The 25,929-nt window shown below is 40.7% G+C and carries 30 protein-coding genes; all 30 read left to right on the top strand.

Annotated features, from left to right (window positions below; translation table 11 throughout):
- Positions 1-8 precede the first annotated feature (8 nt).
- On the top strand, positions 9-911 hold the full coding sequence (gene sucD, locus C6W18_RS10030; protein WP_003212080.1) for a succinate--CoA ligase subunit alpha: 903 nt from the start codon (positions 9-11) through the stop codon (positions 909-911).
- A gap of 63 nt (positions 912-974) precedes the next feature.
- On the top strand, positions 975-1,877 hold the full coding sequence (dprA, locus tag C6W18_RS10025; protein ID WP_105927491.1) for a DNA-processing protein DprA: 903 nt from the start codon (positions 975-977) through the stop codon (positions 1,875-1,877).
- A gap of 193 nt (positions 1,878-2,070) precedes the next feature.
- A complete protein-coding gene (gene topA, locus C6W18_RS10020) occupies positions 2,071-4,146 on the top strand; it encodes a type I DNA topoisomerase (RefSeq protein WP_034317776.1) in 2,076 nt (691 codons plus the stop codon).
- Positions 4,147-4,216: 70 nt separating this feature from the next.
- Positions 4,217-5,521, top strand: a complete 1,305-nt coding sequence (gene trmFO / locus C6W18_RS10015; protein ID WP_034317774.1) for an FADH(2)-oxidizing methylenetetrahydrofolate--tRNA-(uracil(54)-C(5))-methyltransferase TrmFO — start codon at positions 4,217-4,219, stop codon at positions 5,519-5,521.
- Between the two features lie 62 nt (positions 5,522-5,583).
- Positions 5,584-6,501: a tyrosine recombinase XerC gene (gene xerC, locus C6W18_RS10010; protein WP_034317771.1), complete on the top strand. Its 918-nt coding sequence runs from the start codon at positions 5,584-5,586 to the stop codon at positions 6,499-6,501.
- Positions 6,502-6,515: 14 nt separating this feature from the next.
- Complete coding sequence (gene hslV / locus C6W18_RS10005; protein ID WP_105927490.1) at positions 6,516-7,061, top strand: ATP-dependent protease subunit HslV; 546 nt, start codon at positions 6,516-6,518, stop codon at positions 7,059-7,061.
- Between the two features lie 16 nt (positions 7,062-7,077).
- Positions 7,078-8,478 (top strand): ATP-dependent protease ATPase subunit HslU, encoded by a 1,401-nt coding sequence (hslU, locus tag C6W18_RS10000; RefSeq protein WP_034317768.1) that lies wholly within the window; start codon positions 7,078-7,080, stop codon positions 8,476-8,478.
- A 34-nt stretch (positions 8,479-8,512) separates the two neighbouring features.
- Complete coding sequence (gene codY / locus C6W18_RS09995) at positions 8,513-9,292, top strand: GTP-sensing pleiotropic transcriptional regulator CodY (RefSeq protein ID WP_034317765.1); 780 nt, start codon at positions 8,513-8,515, stop codon at positions 9,290-9,292.
- A gap of 287 nt (positions 9,293-9,579) precedes the next feature.
- Complete coding sequence (flgB, locus tag C6W18_RS09990; RefSeq protein WP_189318074.1) at positions 9,580-9,969, top strand: flagellar basal body rod protein FlgB; 390 nt, start codon at positions 9,580-9,582, stop codon at positions 9,967-9,969.
- Complete coding sequence (flgC, locus tag C6W18_RS09985) at positions 9,969-10,421, top strand: flagellar basal body rod protein FlgC (protein ID WP_024424179.1); 453 nt, start codon at positions 9,969-9,971, stop codon at positions 10,419-10,421. Before flgB ends, flgC begins: the two co-directional genes overlap by 1 nt.
- Before the next feature lie 11 nt (positions 10,422-10,432).
- Complete coding sequence (gene fliE, locus C6W18_RS09980; RefSeq protein ID WP_105927488.1) at positions 10,433-10,750, top strand: flagellar hook-basal body complex protein FliE; 318 nt, start codon at positions 10,433-10,435, stop codon at positions 10,748-10,750.
- 49 nt (positions 10,751-10,799) lie between these two features.
- Positions 10,800-12,392, top strand: coding sequence for a flagellar basal-body MS-ring/collar protein FliF (gene fliF / locus C6W18_RS09975; RefSeq protein ID WP_105927487.1), 1,593 nt, complete (start codon positions 10,800-10,802; stop codon positions 12,390-12,392).
- Positions 12,393-12,403: 11 nt separating this feature from the next.
- Positions 12,404-13,420 carry a flagellar motor switch protein FliG gene (gene fliG / locus C6W18_RS09970; RefSeq protein WP_034317753.1) on the top strand — a complete coding sequence of 339 codons (1,017 nt, stop codon included), beginning with the start codon at positions 12,404-12,406 and terminating at the stop codon, positions 13,418-13,420.
- Entirely contained in the window at positions 13,413-14,177 is a 765-nt protein-coding gene (gene fliH / locus C6W18_RS09965; protein WP_105927486.1) for a flagellar assembly protein FliH, read from the top strand. The genes fliG and fliH overlap by 8 nt, the downstream gene beginning before the upstream one ends.
- Complete coding sequence (gene fliI / locus C6W18_RS09960; protein WP_034317747.1) at positions 14,174-15,490, top strand: flagellar protein export ATPase FliI; 1,317 nt, start codon at positions 14,174-14,176, stop codon at positions 15,488-15,490. The genes fliH and fliI overlap by 4 nt, the downstream gene beginning before the upstream one ends.
- Before the next feature lie 7 nt (positions 15,491-15,497).
- Positions 15,498-15,941, top strand: a complete 444-nt coding sequence (gene fliJ / locus C6W18_RS09955) for a flagellar export protein FliJ (protein WP_034317744.1) — start codon at positions 15,498-15,500, stop codon at positions 15,939-15,941.
- A gap of 12 nt (positions 15,942-15,953) precedes the next feature.
- On the top strand, positions 15,954-16,640 hold the full coding sequence (locus tag C6W18_RS09950) for a MotE family protein (RefSeq protein ID WP_105927485.1): 687 nt from the start codon (positions 15,954-15,956) through the stop codon (positions 16,638-16,640).
- Complete coding sequence (locus C6W18_RS09945) at positions 16,641-17,963, top strand: flagellar hook-length control protein FliK (protein WP_105927484.1); 1,323 nt, start codon at positions 16,641-16,643, stop codon at positions 17,961-17,963.
- On the top strand, positions 17,963-18,406 hold the full coding sequence (flgD, locus tag C6W18_RS09940; protein WP_034317736.1) for a flagellar hook assembly protein FlgD: 444 nt from the start codon (positions 17,963-17,965) through the stop codon (positions 18,404-18,406). Before C6W18_RS09945 ends, flgD begins: the two co-directional genes overlap by 1 nt.
- 21 nt (positions 18,407-18,427) lie before the next feature.
- Positions 18,428-19,219, top strand: coding sequence for a flagellar basal body rod protein FlgG (flgG, locus tag C6W18_RS09935; protein WP_105927483.1), 792 nt, complete (start codon positions 18,428-18,430; stop codon positions 19,217-19,219).
- A gap of 37 nt (positions 19,220-19,256) precedes the next feature.
- The gene (gene swrD / locus C6W18_RS09930) at positions 19,257-19,472 is read left to right on the top strand and encodes a swarming motility protein SwrD (RefSeq protein ID WP_034317730.1); all 216 of its coding nucleotides are present in this window, start codon (positions 19,257-19,259) and stop codon (positions 19,470-19,472) included.
- Positions 19,469-19,897, top strand: a complete 429-nt coding sequence (gene fliL, locus C6W18_RS09925) for a flagellar basal body-associated protein FliL (protein WP_105927482.1) — start codon at positions 19,469-19,471, stop codon at positions 19,895-19,897. Before swrD ends, fliL begins: the two co-directional genes overlap by 4 nt.
- Before the next feature lie 32 nt (positions 19,898-19,929).
- Entirely contained in the window at positions 19,930-20,928 is a 999-nt protein-coding gene (fliM, locus tag C6W18_RS09920) for a flagellar motor switch protein FliM (protein ID WP_034317724.1), read from the top strand.
- Positions 20,918-22,042 carry a flagellar motor switch phosphatase FliY gene (gene fliY / locus C6W18_RS09915; RefSeq protein WP_034317721.1) on the top strand — a complete coding sequence of 375 codons (1,125 nt, stop codon included), beginning with the start codon at positions 20,918-20,920 and terminating at the stop codon, positions 22,040-22,042. The genes fliM and fliY overlap by 11 nt, the downstream gene beginning before the upstream one ends.
- Positions 22,043-22,069: 27 nt before the next feature.
- On the top strand, positions 22,070-22,432 hold the full coding sequence (gene cheY / locus C6W18_RS09910; protein WP_007499584.1) for a chemotaxis protein CheY: 363 nt from the start codon (positions 22,070-22,072) through the stop codon (positions 22,430-22,432).
- 18 nt (positions 22,433-22,450) lie between these two features.
- Entirely contained in the window at positions 22,451-23,110 is a 660-nt protein-coding gene (gene fliZ / locus C6W18_RS09905; protein WP_034317719.1) for a flagella biosynthesis regulatory protein FliZ, read from the top strand.
- Entirely contained in the window at positions 23,103-23,768 is a 666-nt protein-coding gene (fliP, locus tag C6W18_RS09900; protein WP_007499580.1) for a flagellar type III secretion system pore protein FliP, read from the top strand. Before fliZ ends, fliP begins: the two co-directional genes overlap by 8 nt.
- Positions 23,769-23,784: 16 nt before the next feature.
- On the top strand, positions 23,785-24,054 hold the full coding sequence (fliQ, locus tag C6W18_RS09895) for a flagellar biosynthesis protein FliQ (RefSeq protein ID WP_003211206.1): 270 nt from the start codon (positions 23,785-23,787) through the stop codon (positions 24,052-24,054).
- Between the two features lie 6 nt (positions 24,055-24,060).
- Positions 24,061-24,840 carry a flagellar biosynthetic protein FliR gene (gene fliR / locus C6W18_RS09890; protein WP_034317716.1) on the top strand — a complete coding sequence of 260 codons (780 nt, stop codon included), beginning with the start codon at positions 24,061-24,063 and terminating at the stop codon, positions 24,838-24,840.
- Positions 24,837-25,925, top strand: a complete 1,089-nt coding sequence (flhB, locus tag C6W18_RS09885) for a flagellar biosynthesis protein FlhB (RefSeq protein WP_034317712.1) — start codon at positions 24,837-24,839, stop codon at positions 25,923-25,925. Before fliR ends, flhB begins: the two co-directional genes overlap by 4 nt.
- Positions 25,926-25,929 lie beyond the last annotated feature (4 nt).

The following is a 25,929-nucleotide window of genomic DNA, read 5'->3' as shown; positions in this document are numbered from 1 at the left end:
GAACCTAAATGAGTGTATTTATTAATAAAAATACGAGAGTAATTGTTCAGGGGATTACCGGTTCAACCGCATTGTTCCATACTAAACAAATGATTGAGTACGGAACAAATATTGTTGGCGGTGTCACACCTGGAAAAGGTGGAACTGAAGTAGAAGGAGTTCCTGTATTTAATACAGTATCTGAAGCCGTGCAAACAACTGGAGCAAACGCTTCTGTTATCTATGTACCAGCACCATTTGCAGCAGATGCTATTTTAGAGGCAGTTGATGCAGAGGTGGATCTAGTCATTTGTATTACTGAACATATTCCAGTACTTGATATGGTCAAAGTGAAACGGTATATGGAAGGGAAAAAGACAAGACTTGTTGGGCCAAACTGCCCTGGTGTGATTACACCTGAAGAATGTAAGATTGGCATCATGCCTGGATACATTCATAAAAAAGGTCATGTTGGAGTTGTTTCTCGTTCTGGAACGCTTACATATGAAGCGGTACATCAGCTTTCAGAGGCTGGTGTTGGTCAATCGACAGCTGTAGGAATCGGTGGAGACCCTGTAAATGGGACGAACTTTATTGATGTATTAAAAGCCTTCAATGAAGACCCTGATACGCATGCTGTCATTATGATCGGAGAAATCGGTGGTACGGCTGAAGAAGAAGCAGCTGAGTGGGTAAAAGCAAATATGACCAAACCAGTTGTAGGCTTTATTGGCGGTAAAACGGCGCCTCCAGGAAAACGCATGGGACATGCTGGTGCAATTATTTCCGGTGGTAAAGGGACAGCTGATGAAAAAGTAAAAACAATGCGTGAATGTGGAATTGAAGTGGCAGAGACTCCATCTGTCATGGGAGAAACCTTAATTAAAGTGTTAAAAGAGAAGAATCTCTTCGAAGCTTGTAAAACGCATTAATGACACAAGAAGGCTTGTTCTTTGACAAGTCTTCTTCTTTCTATCTTAAACTGGAGGAATTGTATGCACAACGTGTCCGAAAGAATGATTTTTCACCGCTTAAAAGGCCTCATCTCACCCTCTTTGTTAATAAAATGGTGGAAAGTCGATCCTGAGTTATATATAAATGAAGAAACACATCATTTCAAACAGGATCGATCATTACAAACGATCGACTTTACCCGCTTAAAACAAGCTGAAGAAAATGAATTCCCCATTTTTCAACACATCGTTCAAGCCTATTTAAAGCAAAACATTCACATGATTCCCATCACATCACCCTTATATCCCAGTACACTAAAACATATTTATGATCCTCCCCCTGTGTTATTCCTAAAAGGTAACGTGTCATATTTAAATGAAGAAAAAAGTTTAGGTGTAGTAGGCACGCGTGTTCCATCGTCTTATGGAGAAGCATGTGTGAAGAAAATTGTTGGTGAACTTGTTAAGGAAGATTGGATGATTGTCAGTGGCTTAGCAAAAGGAATCGATGGACTTGCACATAAGGAGTGCATCAGAAGAAAAGGGAAAACCATAGGTGTTGTAGCAGGCGGTTTTCAGCATGTATATCCAAAGGAACATGTGCAAATGGCTCAATATATGGGAGAGCATCATTTGCTTTTGTCAGAGCATCCGCCTTATATCAAACCAGAAAAGTGGCAATTTCCAATGAGAAATCGTTTAATTAGTGCACTGACAAAAGGAACTATCGTGATTCAGTGTAAAGAAAAGAGCGGTTCGCTCATTACAGCCTACCAGGCGCTTGAGCAAGGAAAAGAAGTGTTTGCTGTGGCAGGATCAATCTTTGATCCTAATTCCACTGGTCCAGCTAGACTCATTCAACAGGGAGCAAAGCTTGTTCATTCAACGAAGGATATTTTAGAGGAATTCTCCTTCCGTGGCGTTCAATATACTGAACCCTCATAAAAATATCGTTTGACAAACGACACAGGAATATTTAATAATAGTGAGGATTTAAGTTTACACTTTGTTTTTCGTGTTTATAATGATGTTCATCATAAAGAATTTTTAACGATTGCCTGTTAGATAGGTGCAATTAACATAAATATGAATTGTGAAATGTATAAAGAGAGAACACCTCTTAAGGGGGATTTTGAGTATGGCTGATTATTTAGTCATCGTTGAGTCGCCAGCAAAGGCGAAAACGATTGAGCGTTATTTAGGAAAAAAGTATAAAGTAAAGGCATCAATGGGACATATAAGGGATTTACCGAAAAGTCAGCTAGGTGTTGATACTGAGCATGACTTCGAACCGAGATATATTACGATTCGCGGAAAAGGTCCAGTTTTAAAGGAATTAAAAACAGCGGCGAAAAAAGCAAAGAAAGTCTATCTCGCAGCTGACCCCGATAGAGAGGGAGAAGCAATTGCTTGGCATTTAGCACACAGTCTTGACCTTGACCTCTCTTCAGATTGCCGCGTTGTTTTTAACGAGATTACAAAAGATGCGATTAAAGACTCCTTTAAGCATCCACGCATGATCGATATGGACTTGGTTGATGCGCAGCAAGCCAGACGAATTTTAGATCGTCTAGTTGGGTATAAAATCAGTCCGATTTTATGGAAGAAAGTCAAAAAAGGATTAAGCGCTGGGCGTGTTCAATCTGTTGCACTCCGCCTAATTATTGATCGCGAGAATGAAATTAATGAATTTAAACCAGAAGAATACTGGACAATTGATGGTACATTCCTAAAAGGAAAAGAAACCTTCGAAGCTAGTTTCTTTGGCATCAATGGCAAAAAGCATCCATTGAAAACAAAAGAAGATGTAAAAGAAATCCTTTCTAAACTAAAAGGTAGCAAATTCTCTGTAGAAAAGGTGACGAAAAAAGAGCGTAAACGCAATCCAGCTGTTCCGTTTACGACATCTACCCTACAGCAGGAGGCTGCAAGAAAACTAAACTTCCGTGCGAAAAAGACGATGATGATTGCACAGCAATTATATGAAGGAATTGATCTTGGTAAAGAAGGTACAGTCGGACTCATTACATATATGAGAACGGACTCAACACGTATTTCTAATACGGCGATTGAAGAAGTATCTGCTTTCATTGATCAAACGTATGGCAAGAATTTCTTAAACACAACAAAACGAACCGCCAAAAAGAACGAAAATGCACAAGATGCTCACGAAGCCATCAGGCCGACTTCTACGCTAAGAAAACCGGCAGATGTCAAACACGTGCTAAGCAGAGACCAGCTTCGTCTTTATAAATTGATTTGGGAACGATTTGTGGCAAGCCAAATGGCGCCGGCTGTTCTTGATACAATGAGTGTGGATCTTGAAAATAACGGTCTTACTTTCCGTGCTAATGGAAGTAAGGTGAAATTCCCTGGGTTTATGAAGGTATATGTGGAAGGGAAGGACGACCAGCTAGAAGAAAAGGACAAAATGCTTCCTGATCTAAAAGAGGGAGATACGGTTCTTTCAAAAGATATCGAACCTGAACAGCACTTCACGCAGCCGCCTCCGCGCTACACAGAGGCAAGACTAGTCAAAACGCTTGAAGAGCTTGGTATAGGCCGTCCATCTACGTATGCACCAACACTAGACACGATTCAAAAGCGTGGCTATGTCGCACTTGATAACAAACGGTTTATTCCAACTGAGCTTGGAGAAATTGTACTCAACTTAATTATTGAATTCTTCCCTGAAATCATTAACGTGGAATTCACGGCGAAAATGGAAAAAGAACTTGATAGCGTTGAAGAAGGTACAATTGAATGGGTTCGCATTATCGACAGCTTCTATCAAGATTTTGCCAAACGGGTAGAAAAAGCAGAAGCAGAGATGCAAGAAGTGGAAATTGAGCCTGAATATGCCGGAGTTGATTGTGAAGAGTGTGGACATCCGATGGTGTATAAAATGGGTAGATACGGTAAGTTCATGGCGTGCTCTAACTTTCCTGACTGCCGTAACACGAAACCAATTGTCAAAGATATCGGTGTCAAATGCCCGACATGTCATGAAGGAAACATTGTTGAACGAAAATCTAAGAAACGCCGCATTTTTTATGGATGTGATCGTTTTCCAGAGTGTGAATTCGTCTCTTGGGACAAACCAATTGAAAGAAAGTGTCCAAAATGCGAAAATATGCTTGTAGAGAAAAAGCTCAAAAAAGGCGTTCAAGTTCAATGTGTGAACTGTGATTATAAAGAGGAACAACAAAAATAGCGGTGAGCAACCTTGTTCACCTGCTTTTTTATGTCATCAAACAGAACTTACGAAATAGGAGAGTTGTACAATGAGTCAATTTGTAAATGTGATCGGAGCAGGTTTAGCAGGAAGTGAAGCTGCATGGCAAATTGCCAAGCGTGGAATTAAAGTCAATTTGTATGAGATGAGACCTGTCAAACAAACGCCAGCTCACCACACAGATAAATTTGCGGAGCTCGTATGCAGCAACTCATTACGTGCGAACGCTTTGACAAATGCGGTTGGTGTATTAAAGGAAGAAATGCGTCATTTAGATTCAGCGATTATCGCAGCAGCAGATGAAAGCTCAGTTCCTGCTGGTGGAGCGCTTGCAGTAGACCGTCATGAATTTGCAGCAAACGTCACTGATCGCGTGAAAAACCATCCGAATGTTACGGTCTTTCAAGAAGAAGTACAAAGCATTCCAGAAGGCCCGACAATTATCGCGACTGGTCCACTTACATCTGAAGCACTTTCAAAAGAATTAAAATCACTAACAGGTGAAGAGTATCTATATTTCTACGATGCAGCGGCACCAATTCTAGAGAAAGATAGCATTGATATGGATAAGGTGTACTTGAAATCACGCTATGATAAAGGGGAAGCCGCTTATTTAAACTGTCCAATGACCGAAGAGGAATTCGATCGTTTTTATGAGGCGTTAATTTCTGCTGAAACTGTGCCTTTAAAAGAGTTTGAAAAAGAAATTTTCTTTGAAGGCTGCATGCCAATTGAAGTCATGGCGAAAAGAGGAAAGAAAACGATGCTGTTTGGTCCGATGAAACCAGTAGGACTTGAAGATCCGAAAACAGGAAAAAGACCTTACGCTGTTGTTCAATTAAGACAGGATGATGCAGCAGGTACTTTATATAACATCGTTGGTTTCCAAACCCATTTGAAGTGGGGCGATCAAAAGGAAGTATTCCGTTTGATTCCAGGTCTTGAAGAAGCAGAGATTGTTCGTTATGGCGTGATGCACCGTAATACATTTATTAACTCTCCAAGCCTTTTAAGACCGACTTATCAGTTTAAAAATAGAGATGATCTATTCTTTGCCGGACAAATGACAGGAGTTGAAGGCTATGTCGAGTCTGCGGCTTCGGGACTAGTGGCTGGAATTAATGCGGCTCGTTTTGTCAAAGGAGAAGAGCTTGTCACACTTCCTGAAGAAACGGCGATTGGCAGTATGGCTTACTATATCACGTCGACAAACAAGAAAAGCTTCCAGCCGATGAATGCAAACTTTGGCTTGCTGAAAGATCTTGGCGTTCGGATTAAAAACAAACAAGAGCGGTATGCAGAGTACGCTAAGCGCGCAATCGAAACTATTCAAACTATTTCGAAATCTCTGTAGTAAAACATTGCACGGAAAGCAAGATATGTGATACCATTTAAAAGCCTTAAAGAGGTGTAAAAATGACGAATAAACAGCGTCTTGTCCACTTATTCATTGAATATTTGCAAATTGAAAAAAACTATTCAGCTTTAACGATCTCAGGATATTCAGAAGCCATTGAAGAGTTTGTCAGATTTATGAACATTCAAGGAATAGACGGTTTTGAAGAGGTATCCTATCAAGATACGAGAATTTATTTAACAGAAGCTTATGAAAAAGGCCTGACAAGAAGAACGATTAGTAAGAAAGTCTCTGCGCTTCGCAGCTTTTATAAATTTTTATTAAGAGAACAGCTTGTGAAAGAAAATCCTTTTTTACTCGTTAGCTTACCAAAGCAGGATAAGCGAATTCCTTCATTTTTGTATGAAGAAGAACTAAAAGAGCTTTTTGTAGTTTCTGATGTAAGCACACCACTTGGACAAAGAAATCAAGCCATTTTAGAAATTCTTTATGCAACAGGCATGAGGGTCAGTGAGTTATGTTCATTAAAAGAATCTGATCTTGATTTATCGATGGATACAGTGCTTGTTCATGGGAAAGGCGGCAAACAGCGGTATGTTCCTTTCGGTTCCTATGCACATGAAGCGCTGGTCACTTATTTAGAGGATGGAAGGAAGAAACTGACAGCTAAGGCGAAAGACCGTGCTGATGCGTATGTGTTTTTGAATCAGCGCGGAGCCCCTCTTACAGATCGGGGCGTTCGATTCATTCTCACTGAATTAATGAAAAAGGCGTCAGGTACATTACATATCCATCCTCACATGCTAAGGCACACCTTTGCCACGCATCTTTTAAACGAGGGGGCGGATTTGAGAAGTGTTCAAGAACTTCTCGGTCACTCAAACTTATCATCAACACAGGTGTACACGCATGTATCAAAAGATTCTTTAAGAAAAACGTACATGTCACATCACCCAAGGGCTTTTAAACGATCCTAAAAGGAGGTTTTTTCATGTCATCATTTCATGCAACAACCATCTTTGCCGTTCAACATAAAGGAAAAAGTGCGATGGCTGGAGACGGTCAGGTCACTTTCGGGCAGGCTGTCGTGATGAAACACACAGCAAAAAAAGTGCGCCGTCTTTTCGGAGGCAAGGTGCTCGCAGGTTTTGCAGGTTCAGTAGCAGATGCATTTACACTCTTTGAAAAGTTTGAAACCAAGCTTGAAGAATATGGTGGTAACTTAAAGCGAGCAGCTGTAGAACTAGCGAAAGAATGGCGAAGTGACAAGATGCTCAGACAGCTAGAGGCAATGCTCATCGTCATGAACAAAGAAAGCATCCTGCTCGTATCTGGAACAGGAGAGGTCATCGAGCCAGATGATGGGATTTTGGCGATCGGCTCAGGCGGCAACTATGCGCTTAGCGCCGGGAGAGCACTCAAGACACATGCAGGTGATCATCTATCAGCTAGAGAAATTGCAGAGGCTGCTCTTGAAACGGCCGGAGAAATCTGTGTCTACACGAACGACCAAATCACTTTAGAAGAGCTTGAATAGAAAGGACATGAGACGTATGGAGAAAAAGCCGTTTACCCCAAGAGAGATAGTTGAAAAGCTTGATCAGTACATCATTGGTCAGCTTGATGCGAAAAAAGCAGTGGCGGTGGCTTTAAGAAACCGTTACAGAAGAAGTCTTTTACATGATAAGCTAAAGGATGAAGTCGTTCCTAAAAACATTTTAATGATCGGCCCAACCGGTGTGGGGAAAACAGAGATTGCCCGCAGAATTGCACGTATTTCTGGTGCGCCTTTTATTAAAGTGGAAGCGACGAAGTTTACTGAAGTTGGATATGTCGGCCGTGACGTAGAGTCGATGGTCAGAGATTTAGTTGAGACAGCGATTAGACTTGTCAAAGAAGAAAAGATGAAAGATGTTCAAGAAGAAGCAGAAAAACAAGCGAACAAACGTCTTGTTCATTTGCTTGTTCCTGGTAAGAAAAAAAGCCAGTCTGTGAAAAATCCTTTTGAGATGCTGTTTGGCGGTTCTGATGCAGACGACCGTGATCGAGATGACTCAAATGAAGAAGTAGAGCTTGAATCGACAAGAAAACGCATTGCTCACCAGCTGGCTATGGGTGAACTTGAAGATCATTATGTCACGATCGAAGTGGATGAACAGCAGCCATCCATGTTTGATATGCTTCAAGGCTCGGGTATGGAGCAAATGGGCATGAACATGCAGGATGCGCTCAGCAATCTCATGCCTAAAAAGAAAAAACGCAAAAAGCTGACCGTCAGAGAAGCTAGAAAGGCGTTAACTGCTGAGGAAGCTTCAAAACTGATTGATATGGATGAAGTCAGTCAGGAAGCCGTCCATAAAGCAGAGCAGCAAGGGATTATTTTTATCGATGAAATCGACAAAATTGCCAAAAGCGGTGGTGCATCATCTGCAGATGTTTCTCGTGAAGGGGTTCAACGTGATATTTTACCGATTGTAGAAGGTTCAACTGTGATGACGAAATATGGGGCAGTGAAAACGGATCATGTGCTTTTTGTAGCAGCAGGTGCATTTCATATGGCGAAACCCTCAGATTTGATTCCAGAGCTTCAGGGGCGCTTCCCAATCCGTGTAGAATTAGATAAATTAAGTATAGAAGACTTTGTGAAAATCTTAACGGAACCAGATAACGCGTTATTAAAGCAATATAAAGCTTTACTTGAAACAGAAGGTATATCTCTTGAATTTTCTGACGATGCTATTCATAAGATTGCCGAAGTGGCTTATCACGTCAATCAGGAGACGGATAACATCGGTGCAAGAAGGCTTCATACCATACTTGAGAAGCTGCTTGAAGAGCTCTCATTCGAGGCACCTGATATTACACTGGAGACAGTGACCATTACCCCTCAGTATGTAGAAGAGAAGCTAGGAAAGATTGCAAATAACAAAGACTTAAGTCAATTTATACTTTAACAAATGAATAAAGTAATCTAGGAGGATCATTATTATGGCGTTACTACAAAAAACAAGGATTATTAACTCAATGCTGCAAGATTCAGCGGGGAAACCAGTTAATTTTAAAGAGATGGCGGAAACACTGAGAGATGTCATTGATTCAAACATTTTTGTGTTGAGTAGAAGAGGTAAACTTCTTGGTTACTCAATCAATCAACAGATTGAAAATACACGTATGAAAAAAATGCTTGAAGATCGTCAGTTCCCAGAAGAATATACGAAGAGTCTATTCAACGTACCTGAAACATCTTCAAACCTTGATATTAACAGCGAATATACAGCTTTCCCGATTGAGAACCGTGATTTATTTCAATCTGGTTTGACAACCATTGTTCCGATTATCGGCGGCGGGGATCGTTTAGGAACGTTAATCCTGTCTCGTTTGCAAGATACATTCACTGATGATGATTTAATACTTGCTGAGTACGGAGCAACAGTTGTTGGAATGGAGATCCTTCGTGAAAAAGGAGAAGAAATCGAAGAAGAAGCAAGAAGTAAAGCGGTTGTTCAAATGGCGATTAGTTCTCTTTCATATAGTGAGCTTGAGGCGATTGAACACATCTTTGAAGAACTTGATGGAAATGAAGGCCTCCTTGTGGCAAGTAAAATTGCTGACCGTGTAGGTATCACTCGTTCAGTGATCGTCAACGCCTTACGTAAATTAGAAAGTGCAGGCGTGATCGAATCTCGTTCTCTTGGAATGAAGGGAACGTACATCAAAGTGTTAAACAACAAATTTTTAATTGAACTTGAAAATTTAAAATCTCATTAATCAAAAACCCTTTTTGGCCGAAATAAATGCTGAAAAGGGTTTTTTTGTATGAAAAAGGCGAATTTGTCCGAAAAATGACACTCTTTTTTCCAAGAAACCCCTTACAATTCTGTAGTTCTTTGAATCTAGGCCTTTGTACCTATTCGTAAAATAGATATATATTACGAGTTTTTTTTACAGATACATCATAGACTTTAATCCTATTATTTCTTACAATGAACATATGGTTTTACAAATCTCGACATGATTAAATGGAATGAAATACATATGATTGGAGGTATATGGTTTTGGATATATTTTCTGGAACGATAAGCAACCTTGAGAATGCCTTAGGCAGAGCGAATGTTAAGCAAAAAGTCATAAGCAATAATATCGCGAATATAGATACACCGAACTACAAGTCGAAAAACGTCGCATTCCATGATATGCTAAATGACGCGACATTCAAATTAGATGCTAAAAAAACATACCAAGGTCACATTGATTTTTCTAAAACAGGGTCTAATTATTCAGTTGTTTCAAGTAACCGTACTTCTTATCAAGAAAACGGAAATAATGTCGATATTGATCAAGAGATGAGTGAACTTGCTAAAAACCAAATTCAGTATAATGCATTGGTTGAAAGAATGAGCGGAAAGTTCAATTCTCTTAAAACAGTTTTGACAGGAGGTAAGTGATGTCGATTTTTTCAGGCGTTAACGCTTCGGCCTCAGCATTAACAGCACAGAGGCTCAGAATGGACGTTGTATCCTCTAACCTTGCAAATATGGATACAACAAGAGCTAAACAGGTTGATGGTAACTGGGAGCCTTATAGACGTAAGCTCGTCACATTACAGCCGTCAGGTGAATCGTTTTCATCTATATTGAACTCAAGCATGAATTCAAGCGGCAAATTAGGAAACGGCGTCAAAGTAACGAAGATTACAGAAGACGAAACTCCATTCAACCTTCAATATGACCCTACAAATCCCGATGCCAATGAAAATGGATATGTTCAAACACCAAACGTTGATCCATTAAAGGAAATGGTTGATCTCATCAGCAGCTCAAGGTCATATGAAGCAAACGTGACTGCACTAAATGCGAATAAAAGCATGCTGATGAAAGCTTTAGAAATAGGAAAGTAAGGTGAAAAGAATTGGTTAATGCAATATCTCCTTTCCAGCTTCAAACCGCTCAGCAAGCAAGTGAATTGACGAATGCATCGTCTGTGCAGGCGACTGCACCTAAAAGCCAAACGAATTTCTCTGATGTGCTGAAGAATTCCATTGAAGCATTAAATCAATCACAGCTGAAATCAGACCAGTATACAAATGCTCTTGCACAAGGTAAAGATGTCAATCTCGATGAAGTCATGATTGCTTCGCAAAAAGCAAGTGTGACACTCACAGCAGCGACGGAGTTTCGAAATAAAGCAGTCGAAGCGTACCAAGAGATTATGAGAATGCAGATGTAGGAGGTGCTGACGGACAAAAAAAGACTGAATGGAATGACCGGGGGTTAAGATGAATCGTACTTTAATGCAATTAAGAACAAAAACAGTTGAGTTTTGGCGAAATCGATCAAAATTACAAAAAATACTCATGATTGGCGGCGTTGCTGCCCTAGCAATCATTATTACGGTTGTTAGCATCTTTGCTTCTTCTGAAAAAATGGTTCCGCTATTTAGAGATTTGTCTGAGGCAGAAGCAGGGCAAATTAAGCAGGAACTGGATGGCAAAAACGTCAAATCGGAACTCGCGAATAATGGAACAACGATTTTAGTTCCAGAAAAGCAAGCAGATTCTTTAAAAGTAACTCTCGCATCAGAAGGGCTTCCTAAAACGGGAAATATTGATTATTCCTTCTTTGCGAACAACTCCGGCTTCGGTTTAACAGATAATGAATTTGATGTTCTGAAAGTAGACGCAACTCAGACAGAACTATCCAATCTGATCAACACGATTGATGGGATTAAAGATTCAAAAGTTATGATTAACCTGCCAAAAGATTCCGTTTTTGTTGGAGAAGAGCAAAGTAATGCATCAGCGTCAATTGTGTTGCAAGTTGAGCCTGGCTACACGCTTACTCAGCAACAAGTAAAAGGCCTTTATCATCTTATTTCAAAAAGTGTGCCGAATTTAAAAACTGAAAACATTGTCATTATGGACCAAGATTCCAACTACTACGACTTAAACAGCAGCTCCGATTCCTATGCAAGTGGAATGGATGCACAGCAGCAGAAAAAAGAAGAGATTGAAAAGAACCTTCAAAGAAAAATTCAACAGCTGCTCGGAACGATGATGGGTCAGGAGAAAGTTGCCGTATCGGTCACAACAGACATTGATTTCACTGAAGAAAAAAGAAAAGAAGATTTAGTAGAACCAGTTGATAAAGAAAACATGCAAGGTATCGCTGTCAGCGCTGAAAAGATTGCTGAAACCTATTCAGGTAATGGCGCAGCAGCTGGGGGCACCGCTGGAACAGGTGACGATGATGTCACAAATTATCAAGGTGCCGATGGAGCGAATGGAAGCGGAGATTACGAAAAGAGCGAAGATCGTATCAATTATGAGGTAAACCGCATTCATAAAGATATCAAAGAAAGTCCTTATAAAATTAGAGATGTGGGCATTCAAGCATTGGTTGAACCACCAACTGCAAACGATGCGAACTCTTTAACTGCTGAAAGGCAAGATGATATCAAAAAGATTCTTTCAACGATCATTAGCACATCGATTGATAAAGAATACACAAATGGTCAAGCGCTCACTCAAGCTGACTTAGATAACAAAATCGTTTTATCTGTATCAAAATTAGACGGTAAACAGCAAACTGCAGCAGAAAACCCTTCAAACAATATTCCGATTTGGGTTTATATTGTAGGCGGTGTGCTACTACTTGCAATTATCGCTCTCATTATTCTTCTTGTGCGTAAGCGCAGAAAAGAAGAGGAAGAAGAGTTTGAGCTCGATGAACGTACACCAATCCATGTTCCTGATATCGATACTGAACCAGAAACAGAAGAAATGGTGAGAAAAAATCAGCTTGAAAAAATGGCAAAAGAAAAACCAGAAGACTTTGCTAAATTGCTACGCAGCTGGCTGTCCGAGGATTAGGAGGAATACACATGTCGAGAAAAGATCCAAATCGACTAACAGGCAGACAAAAAGCAGCAATCCTAATGATTTCCTTAGGGCTAGACGTGTCAGCATCTGTATACAAACATCTGTCTGAAGACGAAATAGAAAAATTAACATTAGAAATTTCCAATGTAAGAAGTGTAGATACTGCTAAAAAAGATGAAGTCATCGAAGAGTTTCACAGCATTGCCATCGCGCAGGACTACATATCACAAGGCGGTCTTATGTATGCAAGACAAGTGCTTGAAAAAGCGCTTGGTGAGGACAAAGCGGATAGCATCTTAAACCGATTGACATCCTCTCTTCAAGTGAAACCATTTGATTTTGCTAGAAAGGCTGACCCGGAGCAAATCTTAAACTTTATCCAACACGAGCATCCACAAACCATTGCGCTCATACTTTCCTACTTAGATCCAGTACAGGCTGGGCAAATTTTATCTGAGTTAGGCGAGGATGTACAAACAGAGGTTGCGAGACGAATTGCCTTAATGGACCGCACATCTCCTGAGATCATCAATGAGGTGGAACGCATTCTTGAACAAAAGCTTTCTTCAACCTTTACGCAAGACTATACCCAAACGGGCGGGGTCGAAGCGGTTGTGGAAGTGTTAAATGGTGTAGACCGTGCAACGGAGAAGACCATTTTAGACACACTTGAAATTCAAGATCCTGAGCTTGCTGATGAAATTAAGAAACGTATGTTTGTCTTCGAAGATATTGTCACTCTTGATAGCAGAGCCATCCAGCGCGTCATTAGAGATGTTGAAAATGATGACTTATTGCTCGCCCTCAAAGTGGCAAGCGAAGAGGTCAAAGAAATTGTCTTCCGCAATATGTCCCAGCGGATGGTCGAAACGTTCAAAGAAGAAATGGAGTTTATGGGGCCTGTCCGGCTTAGAGATGTCGAGGAAGCACAAACCCGTATTGTCAGCATCGTAAGACGACTCGAGGAAGCTGGAGAAATCGTCATAGCTCGAGGCGGAGGAGACGATATCATTGTCTAGAATCATCAAACATGAAACATCTGTTATTCCTGCGCAAGGTCGGCAAACGATTCCTTTGCAGCAAGTGGAGTTTAAAAAAGAACATCACGAAGAAGAGCTTGTCAATGAAACGGAAGCATCACAGCTTGTCCTAAGTGATGCAGAAGATCGAGCAAGCCGTATTCTAGAACAAGCAAACAGAGAGCTAGAAAAAACAATGGCTGAAATCAATCAGCGCCGAGCTGATTTTGAAGCTGAAAGAATGCAGCTCATTGAAGAAGCGAAACAAACAGGTTATCAAGAAGGCTTCCAAAAGGGCGAGGCAGATGCGAACATGCAGTACCAATCTATTCTTGATCAAGCAAATGAGATTGTCAGTCTTGCGAAGCAGGACTATGAAGAAAAAATTGAAAGCTCTGCTGAAGAAATTGTGGAACTGGCTTTCGAACTCGCCAAACGAGTTTGGTATGCAGCTGAGGACACGAAAGATCAATTTTTGGCTCTTGTGAAGCAGGTCATTTCAGAAGTGAAAGAATATGATAATATTTCCATCTATGTCGACCCGGAACATTATGAGCATGTCATGGAATATAAAGACGAATTGATCAGAATTCTTCAAAAGGATACACATCTTGCCATTTACTCGGATGAAAAAGCACCAAAAGGGACTTGTTACGTAGAAACAAGCTTTGGAAAAATGGAAGCGAGTGTTGATACACAAATGAATCAGTTAAAAGAAAAACTATTAGAAGTCATTGATTCAGGTGATCACAAATGAACCTAGATGTGTTGAAAGAAACGATTGAAACCGCCGATCCTTATAAACGATTTGGCAAAGTCAATCGAGTTGTTGGGCTGATGATCGAGTCCAAGGGGCCAGAGAGCTCTATCGGAGATGTGTGTCTCATTCACAAAAAAGGAAGTAAACGCCATCCGATCAAAGCAGAGGTCGTTGGTTTTAGAGATGAAAACATTCTGCTCATGCCTTATGTTGAAGCGTCCAATATCTCACCAGGAAGTCTAGTTGAAGCGACTGGTGAGTCGTTAAAGGTCAAAGTAGGTACTGGCTTAATTGGTGAAGTCGTTGACGCCTTCGGTGATCCACTGGACGGCAGTATGCTTCCAAAGGGACTTGCACCTGTTTCGACAGAACAGTCTCCTCCAAACCCGATGGACAGGCCGCCGATTCGAGAAAAGATGGGTGTTGGTGTCAGAGTGATCGATAGTCTGCTCACAGTTGGCACTGGTCAAAGGATCGGGATTTTTGCTGGAAGTGGTGTTGGAAAAAGTACCTTAATGGGAATGATTGCTAAGCAGACGGAAGCGGATCTAAATGTCATTGCTCTTGTTGGAGAGCGTGGCCGTGAAGTTCGTGAGTTTATCGAAAAAGATTTAGGTGCTGAAGGGCTGAAACGTTCAATTGTTGTCGTCGCAACTTCTGACCAGCCAGCGCTGACGAGAATGAAAGCAGCCTATACAGCGACAGCCATCGCGGAATATTTCAGAGACAGAGGCAAAAATGTCATGTTTATGATGGATTCGGTCACGAGGGTCGCCATGGCACAAAGAGAAATAGGTCTTGCAACAGGCGAACCGCCAACTACAAAAGGATATACACCTTCAGTGTTCGCTATACTGCCAAAATTGCTTGAACGAACTGGAACGAATCAGCTTGGTTCCATCACAGCGTTTTACACAGTGCTTGTTGATGGTGACGACATGAATGAGCCGATCGCTGATACAGTCAGGGGAATTTTGGATGGGCACATTGTACTTGATCGTGCTTTAGCAAACAAAGGACAATTTCCCGCTGTCAATATTCTGAAAAGTATCAGCCGTGTCATGAGTAATATAGCAAGTCATGATCACAAGGAAGCGGCCAGTCGGTTCCGTCAGCTTTTATCCACTTATCAAAACGCTGAAGACCTCATTAACATTGGAGCATATAAAAAAGGCTCCTCTAAGGATATTGATGAGGCCATGCAGGCTTATCCTCATCTGATTTCATTTTTGAAACAGGATGTAGAAGAGGCTGTATCTATTGAAGACAGTGTGAATTTATTGCTCAGTTTGATGAATAGAGAGGATTGACAAAAAAGTGAGATATCAATACAAATTTCAAAAGCTCTTGGAACTGAAAGAAAGTGAAAAAGACAAATCACTCGCAGCGTATCAACAATCCGTTTCGGCATTTGAGCAAGTCGCTGAAAAACTCTATGAAAATATGAGTAAAAAAGAGCTAATGGAAAAAAGCAAAGAAGACAAGCTGAGGAGTGGAATGAGTGTCCAAGAAATGCGTCATTACCAGCAATTTGTGACCAACTTAGATAACACTATCCAGCATTATCAGCAACTTGTGATCATGAAACGTCATCAAATGAATGAAAAACAATCTGATTTAACTGAAAAAAACATTGAGTTTAAAAAGTTTGAAAAAATGAAAGAAAAGCAATTTGAAAAGTTTTCCCTTGAACATAAGGCAATTGAAATGAAAGAAATGGATGATATCTCTATCAGCCAATTCATGTTTCAAGGACATTAGGAGTCGAGATGAATGCCTAAGAAGGAAAAAGCGAAGGAATCAAGCGGCGGAAAATTTCAATGGATCTTGTTTATTGTCATCATCCCATTGATTGTGCTTGTCATTGTGAGTGGCACAATCCTTTATATTGCGGGTTATGATCTAAAGAAACCGCTCCAAAACATTCCAGTGATTAGTAGCTTGGTTGGTTCAGATGACAGCTCAAAAACGTCATCTTCACATAATGATCAACGTGATGAAGAGTTGAAAGAATTGAAAAAGACCATTAAAGAGCAAAAGAATGAACTCGAAATTGCACAAAAAGACTTGAAAACAAGTGATGAAGAGATTAAAAGACTGAACCAAAAAATCAGTTCCCTTGAAAAAACAACTGAAAATAATGCAGATAATACGTCAGCAAATGACAGTTCATCAAACAGTACGTCAAGTAATAACTCAGCAGAGACGTCCTCTGATACGGCGGCATCCTCTAATCAACAATCAAAAGGGAAGGTTGCCAGCATTTATGAAAGCATGGATGCAGGGAAATCCGCCAAAATTTTATCAGAATTAAGTGATAAAGAGGCTTTGAAGATCCTTGAAGAGCTGAGTAAAAACAAGCTGACGGACATATTAGCAAAACTGACACCTCAGAAGGCAGCAACGTTTACGAAGGAGCTTGCCAAAAAAGAAGAAAATGAAAATGGGGGTGGACAATAAGTGAAGCTATTGGATATTGGAGCCTTACAGCAATCTTCTCAAGGTCTCTCGGGACTAAAGGGAAGCGGTGCAGCATCTGCACGAGGTTTATTTAAACAATTGCTTAGTGGTGCAGGCATTCAAAGCGGGCCGGTCAATTCTGAGCCGGCGGGAGCCTCTCTTTCCATCGATGATGCAATGCAAGTCATTGAAAAATGGATGCAATCACCTGAAGAGGGGATCGATGGAGATCTTCTTGGGGCGCTTCAAACGCTTCAAGGTCAAAAACTAGATCCAACTGATCTAAAGTCACTTGAAGAGTTATTTCAAAAAATGGAAGCATCTATTTATGGTGATCAAGCTGATAAGCCAGCTGCTGAACATAGTGAAAAGCTCATACAAGTCCACTTTTTCTTATATCAATTGCTAAACCAACAGCCGCTCAGCTTTGATACAAAACTTGTACAGGATATTGGGGAAAAAGGTCAAGACTTCATCCATTTTCTTTCGAAAAACGGTGCCGATGAGAAGCTCATTCAGCAAGTAAAAGAGCAGTTCTTCTCACAGGGGTCAGCGCCAAAGCTGAACTCTATGTCCCAAAGTGAGCTGAAACACTTTAATCAGTTAATCGATCATATGATGGCGAATGCGAAAGGATCAGATAAAGAGTGGAAAATTGCTCTAGGAGAGTTAAAAGAATTGGTCTCTCCAAAACAAGAATCTTCCCTCGCGTCTCCAGCAAAAGGTGCGGCATCACTTGAATGGCTCATCAAAAAAGAAATCGTCAAAGGACAAAGCACCGTCACGCCTGCTTCTGAAAAAACAATGACCCATACGCTTTTGCCAGGTCATAAACAGTTCTTTCAACTGCAATCAACTGCTCCTGTGCAGCAGACACAAACATCTGATGAAAAACCAGGTACGGTTGATGAGCAAATTTTAAACACGTGGAAGCAAATGAAATTCACGCCATTTGGCAACTCAAGTGGACGCTTTACAGTTCGGTTAAATCCAGAAAATCTTGGGTTTATCACCATTCAACTAACGAAACAAAACGGTGTGTATGCGAGTAAAATTACAGCCTCGACGCAAGCAGCAAAAGAGCTGTTAGAGCATCATTTGCCGCAGCTCAAACAGGCACTTCCGAATATGTCGGTTCAAGTGGACCGTTTCCATATACCGCTTCAATCAAATGAACAGCCGTTATTTGGACAGTTTAGTGAAGAAAACAAGCAGCACCAGTCAAAAGGGCAAAATTCTCAGCAGCCTGATGAACAGGAAGCGGAATTCCAGGATGTATTGGACGCTCTTGTTGGGTCAGATGAAGAAGAGGAGGAGATCTAATGGCAACCGTTGATTCTACTAATAGAACAACCGCAACAACAGACACTTCTTCAAGTGCAGCAAAGAAAACAGACACACTCGGCCGAGATCAGTTCTTGAAAATATTACTCACGCAGCTTCAAAACCAAGATCCGACAAATCCAATTGATGACCGTGAGTTTGTCACACAGCTTGCAACATTTTCTTCTTTAGAACAGCAAATGAATATGAACGAATCAATCACTCAGCTCAATCAGGTCATGTCTACATTTGTTGCACACCAAGATCCGTTTACTACGTATGTAGGCTGGATTGGTAAAGAAGTAGCGGGCAAACAAGATGATAAAGATATATCTGGTATTGTGAAGTCTGTTAAAAACATAAACAATGAATATTTCCTATATCTAGAGGATGGAACGAAAATCAGCCCTTGGGACGTTACAACTGTTGGAGAAAAATCGTAAGCAAATCGAGGAGGAAAATTAATGTTACGCTCACTTTACTCAGGAATTAGCGGAATGAAAAACTTCCAAACGAAATTAGATGTTGTAGCCAATAACGTAGCCAACGTCAATACACACGGATACAAAAAGAGCCGTATCACTTTTAAAGATATGGTGAGTCAAACCATTTCAAGTTCTGGTGGACCGACGAACAACTCTGGTTCAATCAACTCAAAACAAGTTGGTTTAGGATCATCTTTATCTTCTATTGATAAAATCATGACACCAGGCTCTTCACAAAATACAGATGAACCGTATGATTTCTATATTAATGGTGATGGCTTCTTCCGTATCGAAAGCCAAGGTGAAGTTCTTTATACCAGAACTGGGAACTTTACTCGGGATTCAGAGGGAAGTTTAACCACTTCTGACGGAAATTACGTGCTTGGAATGAATGGACAAAAGATAACGATTCCAGATGGCATTTCAAGTGTAAGTATTGGTCCAGATGGAACGATTTCGGTTGTTGAAAACAACGTATCTAGAAATGTTGGACAGGTTTCACTCGTATCTTTCAGTAACGCAGGCGGGTTAGACAAAGTTGGTGACAACCTTTACCGCCAAACGTTAAGCTCAGGTGCACCAAGTAACCCTATCGTACCTGGTGAACAAGGAACGGGCGTCATCCAAACAGGTCGACTTGAAATGTCAAACGTTGATTTAACAGACGAGTTTACTGAAATGATAATCGCGCAGCGTGGATTCCAATCGAATGCAAAGACGATCACAACATCTGATGAAATCCTTCAAGAGCTTGTGAATCTGAAACGATAGGAGGTAGGGGGAGCGATTTATCGCTTCTCTGCTTAATATGATTGAAGTGACAAGATTAAATGGCAAAGGATTTATGCTGAACGCTCTCCATATCGAGCAAATCGAAAGCTTTCCAGACACGACCATTACATTAGCCAATGGAAAGAAATTCGTTGTGAAAGAAGATGAGAAGCAGATTCAGGAGAAAATCATTTCTTTCTACAGAAAAATCCAAGTCATTTCATTGAACCAAGGAATAGAGGAATTTGAATGAAGAAGAAATTAGTCGTAGTAATGCTAATCATGATTATTGCCATCGTCGGAATTGGAGCTGGCATCTTTTTTCTACTGAATGGGTCAGACGAAGCAAAAGCAGAAAAAGAGCCGACAGCAGATGAAGTCGCAAAAGCTTCTATTGAAATTCCTGAGATTATTACAAATTTAAAGTCTGAAGGAAATGCCGTCAAACTTGTACTAAACATTGAAACGGATTCTGAAAAAGCAAAAGAAGAGCTAGAAAAAAGAAGTTTCCAAGTGAAGGATGCCGTGATCGACATTTTATCAGACACGAATGCAGATGAACTTGATGGCAAAAAAGGCAGAGAACATTTTAAAACACTAGTCAAAAACAAAGTGAATAACTATTTGCAAGATGGCAAGGTGAAAGAAGTTTATATAACCTCCTTTAATCTGCAATAGAGGCGATTAATTGACACGATGGAGGTGAAGAAATGTCAGGAGAAGTGCTTTCCCAGAATGAGATCGACGCATTATTATCCGCCATATCTACAGGCGAAATGGATGCAGAAGAGCTGAAAAAAGAAGAAACGACGAAAAAAGTGAAGGTGTATGACTTTAAGCGTGCACTTCGCTTTTCAAAAGACCAGATTCGAAGTTTAACAAGGATTCACGATAACTTCGCTAGACTGCTCACCACGCACTTTTCAGCGCAGCTAAGATCATATATTCAAATTTCTGTCAGCTCGGTTGACCAAGTACCATACGAAGAATTTATTCGTTCGATTCCTAATATGACATTATTAAACTTATTTTATGTCAGCCCGCTTGAAGGAAGAATTATGCTTGAAGTGAATCCAACAATCGGCTATGCCATGATGGACAGGCTGATGGGTGGGATTGGCATTAGTCATAATAAGACAGAATCACTGACAGAAATCGAAACAAAGATTATCTCAAACATGTTTGAGGGAGCTTTGGAAAATTACAGAGAAGCGTGGCAGTCCATAACCGACATCGAGCCAGAGATGGCAGATTTCGAGGTAAATCCCCAGTTTGTTCAAATGGTGTCACCAAACGAAACAGTTGTCGTCATTTCTCTTAATACACAAGTTGGTGAGGTGAGCGGGGTTATTAACCTATGTATTCCTCACGTTGTATTAGAGCCTATTATTCCGAAGTTGTCTGTACACTACTGGATGCAGTCTGAACGAAATGAACCGAAACAAGAAGAAACAAAGGCCATTGAAAAACGGATTATGACGGCAAAAATACCGGTAGTCGCAGAGCTTGGACAATCGGAAATGACGGTGGAAGAGTTTTTGAATTTGGAAATTGGTGATTGTATTGCCTTGGACAAACCAGTAAATGCGCCTCTTACTGTTATGGTCGGAAATAAACCGAAATTCTTGGGACAGGCCGGCCGTGTGAATCGGAAACAGGCGATTCAAATTCTAGATCACGACATAAGAGGTGAAGAAGATGGAGAATAACGGAAGTAAATTATCACAAGATGAAATCGATGCGCTCCTTAAAGGAGGCAGCAATGACGATATAGAGCCTGATACACTCCTTTCTGCAATGGAACAAGATGCCATTGGGGAAATCGGAAATATTTCATTTGGTAGCTCTGCAACAGCACTTTCAACCCTATTAAATCAAAAAGTGGAGATTACGACTCCAACTGTCACAGTGATTCAAAAAAGCAAGCTGAATGAGGAGTTTCCTCATCCGTATGTCGCTATTGAAGTGAATTACACGGAAGGTTTTAGTGCAAGTAACCTGCTTGTCATCCAGCAAACAGATGCGGCAGTCATTGCAGACTTAATGATGGGCGGAGATGGAACAAATGCTGACCCGTCTTTAAGTGAAATTCACTTAAGTGCAGTGCAAGAAGCGATGAACCAAATGATGGGTTCTGCAGCGACATCTATGTCGACAGTCTTTAATAAAAAGATTGATATTTCTCCGCCGCGCGTCGAATTACTCGATGTGAAAGAAGGAGAAGGAACAGACAGAATTCCAGCTGAAGAAATGCTTGTCAAAGTGTCCTTTAGATTAACGATAGGTGAACTCATAGATTCAAATATTATGCAGCTTTACCCTATTACATTTGCGAAGGATTTAATCGCAGAATTAACAGTCCCGACGCAAGAAGAAGAGCCTGTTCAAGAAACACCAGTGAGCACACCTGAACCTCAGCAGGCAGCTCCGCAAGCACAGTCTGCTCCTGTGCAGCAAGCGGCACCGCCAAAAAGACAGGCGAAGCCAAAGCCAGCAGCACCTGTAAATGTGGCGCCAGTTGAATTTGAAGCGTTCAGTGAGCCTCAGCATACAACGAGCCAGCTAGGAAATCTCGATATGCTGATGGATATTCCGCTTTCCATTACGGTGGAACTTGGTAGAACCCAGCGCAGTGTGAAAGAAGTACTTGAACTTTCAGCTGGAAGTGTCATTGAACTGGACAAACTTGCGGGTGAGCCAGTCGACATTCTGGTTAACAAACGAATCGTTGCCAAAGGGGAAGTCGTTGTGATCGATGAGAACTTTGGTGTTCGTGTGACTGATATATTAAGTCAGTCAGAAAGACTATCTAATTTAAAATAAACAAACATATAGGGAGAGAATAAGTAAATGGCTACTAAGGTATTAATCGTAGATGATGCAGCATTCATGAGAATGATGATTAAGGATATTCTTGTAAAAAACGGATTTGATGTAGTAGGAGAAGCAGAAAACGGCGCACAAGCTGTTGAAAAATATAAAGAAACATCTCCTGATCTTGTGACAATGGATATCACAATGCCAGAAATGGATGGGATTACTGCGTTAAAAGAAATTAAACAAATTGATGCTTCTGCAAAAATCATTATGTGTTCTGCGATGGGACAACAATCGATGGTTATTGACGCCATTCAAGCAGGTGCAAAAGACTTTATCGTAAAGCCATTCCAAGCAGACCGTGTACTTGAAGCAATTAATAAAACGTTAGGCTAAAAAAGGGTGTAAGACTTGTTGAAAAAACGTTTGATATGTATAGCAATGATCAGTTTTATGCTTTTCTTGACGATGCAGCCTACCTCACTGTTCGCTGAAACGAAAGATCCTGAAAATGGCACAGTGAATGACTGGCTCAAAGATGAGAAAGAAAGCAAAAAGGATACAGAAAAGAAAACCACTGACAATCAAACGAATCCGGCAGAAGAAGTTCCCTCTTCTTCTGTCTCCATTATGGATTTTGTCAAAATGATTGGTGCCTTACTTTTTGTCATCCTGCTCATTTATGGACTGGTGAGATTTGTTGGTAAGCAAAATCGCTTACTCAAACCATTTCGCTATGTTGAAAATATTGGTGGAACCACGGTTGGCCAAAACCGTTCGGTCCAGCTTATCAAAGTGGGCAAGCGAGTACTAGTTGTCGGCGTAGCAGACTCAATCCAGCTGCTAAAAGAAATTGATGATGAACAAGAATGTGAAGCGATTGTGAAACAATACGAAGAAGCGATGGAAAGCAAGACGGATATTCCAAAAATCGTTCAAAAATTCACATCGCAGGTGAAGAAACATGACAAGACAACCACTTCTTCTTTTTCAGCCAATTTAAAGGCGCAGCTAGCAGAATTGAAAAAGACCCAATCAGAAGTCAGAAAGAAAGGCCCGAAACAAGATGAATGAGTTTATCGATTTATTTAATTCCAGCGGTGCAGGGAATATCAGCACGTCTGTCCGTCTTCTTTTACTTTTGACCGTATTTTCGGTTGCACCAGGCATTCTCATTTTAATGACGTGTTTTACACGGATTGTGATTGTCCTTTCATTCGTTAGAACATCACTTGCAACCAACTCAATGCCGCCAAACCAAGTGCTTGTTGGACTTGCTTTGTTTCTCACATTTTTTATTATGGCACCTACGTTCTCAGAGATAAATAAAGAGGCACTTACGCCGCTTTTAAATGATGACATTACGTTAAACCAGGCATATGAAAAAGCCGAAGTGCCAATCAAAGAGTTTATGAGTAAACATACGAGACAGAAAGATTTGGCTTTATTTCTTAGTTACGCAAAAATGGATACACCTGAATCGATTAAAGATATTCCATTAACGGCGATGGTGCCAGCTTTTGCAATTTCAGAATTAAAGACGGCATTTCAGATTGGTTTCATGATCTTTATTCCATTTTTAATTATTGACATGGTGGTCGCAAGTGTCCTGATGTCAATGGGGATGATGATGCTTCCGCCGGTTATGATATCGCTCCCTTTCAAAATATTGTTATTTGTTTTAGTCGATGGATGGTATTTGATTGTAAAATCCTTGCTGCAAAGCTTTTAGAGTAGGTGCTTAAAACATGAGTTCAGAATTTGTCATTACGATGGCTGAAAGATCAGTGTATGTTGTATTGCTTGTCAGCGGGCCGCTTCTAGCGCTCGCACTAATTGTGGGACTGATTGTCAGTGTGTTTCAGGCGACAACCCAAATTCAAGAACAAACGCTTGCGTTCATTCCTAAGATTGTTGCAGTGCTCATTGGGCTTGTTGTGTTTGGTCCGTGGATGCTTTCAACAATTGTGTCCTTTACGACAGAGCTGTTCTCGAATTTAGATCGATTTGCAGGTTAAACAGCGATGTCAATCATAGAATTATTCCCTGCTTTTCTTCTCGTTTTTATTCGGATCACCGCGTTTTTTGTGACAGTACCGCTTTTAGCGCATAGAGCGATACCTGCTGTACACAGAGTTGGCTTCTCACTGTTTTTAGCTGTCATCAGTTTTAGCACGATTAAAGAACCGCCAGCGCTCGACATAGACGGTCTTTATATGATGCTTGCGGTGAAAGAAGCAATGGTCGGACTTCTTCTTGGGCTGATTGCATATATCATGGTGTCCGCTGTTCAAATTGCCGGCTCGTTCATTGACTTTCAAATGGGTTTTGCGATCGCCAATATTATTGATCCGCAAACAGGGGCGCAAACGCCGCTGATGGGGCAGTTTTTTTATACGGTCACACTGCTATTGATGCTTGCGACGAATGCACATCACCTGCTGCTTGATGGGATATATTACAGCTTTCAATATATTGCAGTTGATCAGTATGCGCTGAATTTTGGCAGTGAATCCTTTGCTTACTTTATCGCAAAGAGCTTCAACGAAATGTTCATCATTGCCTTTCAAATCTCGGCACCTGTTGTTGCAAGTTTGTTTTTAGTCGATTTGGCATTAGGGATTGTAGCACGTACGGTTCCACAAATGAACGTATTCGTTGTCGGACTTCCTATTAAAATGGGTGTGAGTTTTATTATGATCATCATCTGTATGGGCGTAATCTTCGGAGTCGTCCAAAATACATTTGAAACGATTGTGCTCACCATGAGGAATTTCTTAGCATTGGTCGGTGGATCGTCATGATGACAAAGCTTAGACTAGACTTGCAATTTTTCGCAGGTGAAAAAACAGAAAAAGCTACACCGAAAAAAAGACGGGATTCGCGTAAAAAAGGGCAGGTTGCCAAAAGTACCGACGTCAATACAGCCATCTCATTTCTACTAATCTTTTTATCATTCTTTTTTATTGGGCCTTTTATGAAAGAGCGTATTATTGCGCTCATTGAACGTTTTTATTCAACAACAATGCTAATGAAGGTTAGCACATCTAATATTCATCAACTATTCTTGGAATTGCTTCAAGAAACAGGACTCCTCCTCATGCCAATTCTTGGTGTTGGTATGCTGGCGGGTATCCTCAGTAACTATTTACAAGTCGGATTTCTCTTTTCGCCAGAAGTAATCAAACCGAAACTAGAAAAGCTCGATCCAATCAAAGGGTTTAAACGAATATACAGTATTCGAGCCCTCGTAGAGCTATTAAAATCCATTCTGAAAATTGGTTTTATTGGTTTTGCGACATTTATTGCACTTTGGATGCACTTTGACGAAATCCTGCGGCTCCCTCTATTAACAGCGGAGGAAACCCTGCATTTCGTCGCAAATATGACCTTGATTATGGGTCTATATGCAGCAGGTGCTCTTCTGGTCTTAGCAGGGCTTGATTATATGTATCAGAAATTTGATTATGAAAAAAACTTACGGATGTCTAAACAAGACATCAAAGATGAGTATAAAAAATCAGAGGGTGACCCTCTCATAAAATCAAAGATTAAACAGCGCCAGCGGGAAATGGCCATGAGACGGATGATGCAGGAAGTCCCAAAAGCGGACGTCATCATTACAAACCCAACCCACTACGCAATTGCCTTGAAATATGACGAAGAAAAGATGGATGCGCCCTTTGTTGTGGCAAAGGGAACAGATATTTTGGCTATGAAAATTAGAACAATTGCGAAAGAGCACGATATCATGACCGTAGAAAACCGGCCGCTAGCTCGTGCACTATATGATCAGGTCGATATTAATCAAGCGGTGCCAGAAGAATACTTTAAGGCCATCGCAGAAATTTTAGCTTACGTATATAAAACGAAACAAAAGATTTTATGAATTT

Source organism: Bacillus sp. LLTC93 (genome assembly GCF_002993125.1).
GTDB classification, from domain to species: Bacteria; Bacillota; Bacilli; order Bacillales; family Bacillaceae; genus Bacillus; species Bacillus zhangzhouensis.
The sequence above is the reverse complement of the archived record's forward strand: the minus strand, read 5'-3'. Positions and strand labels throughout refer to the sequence as shown.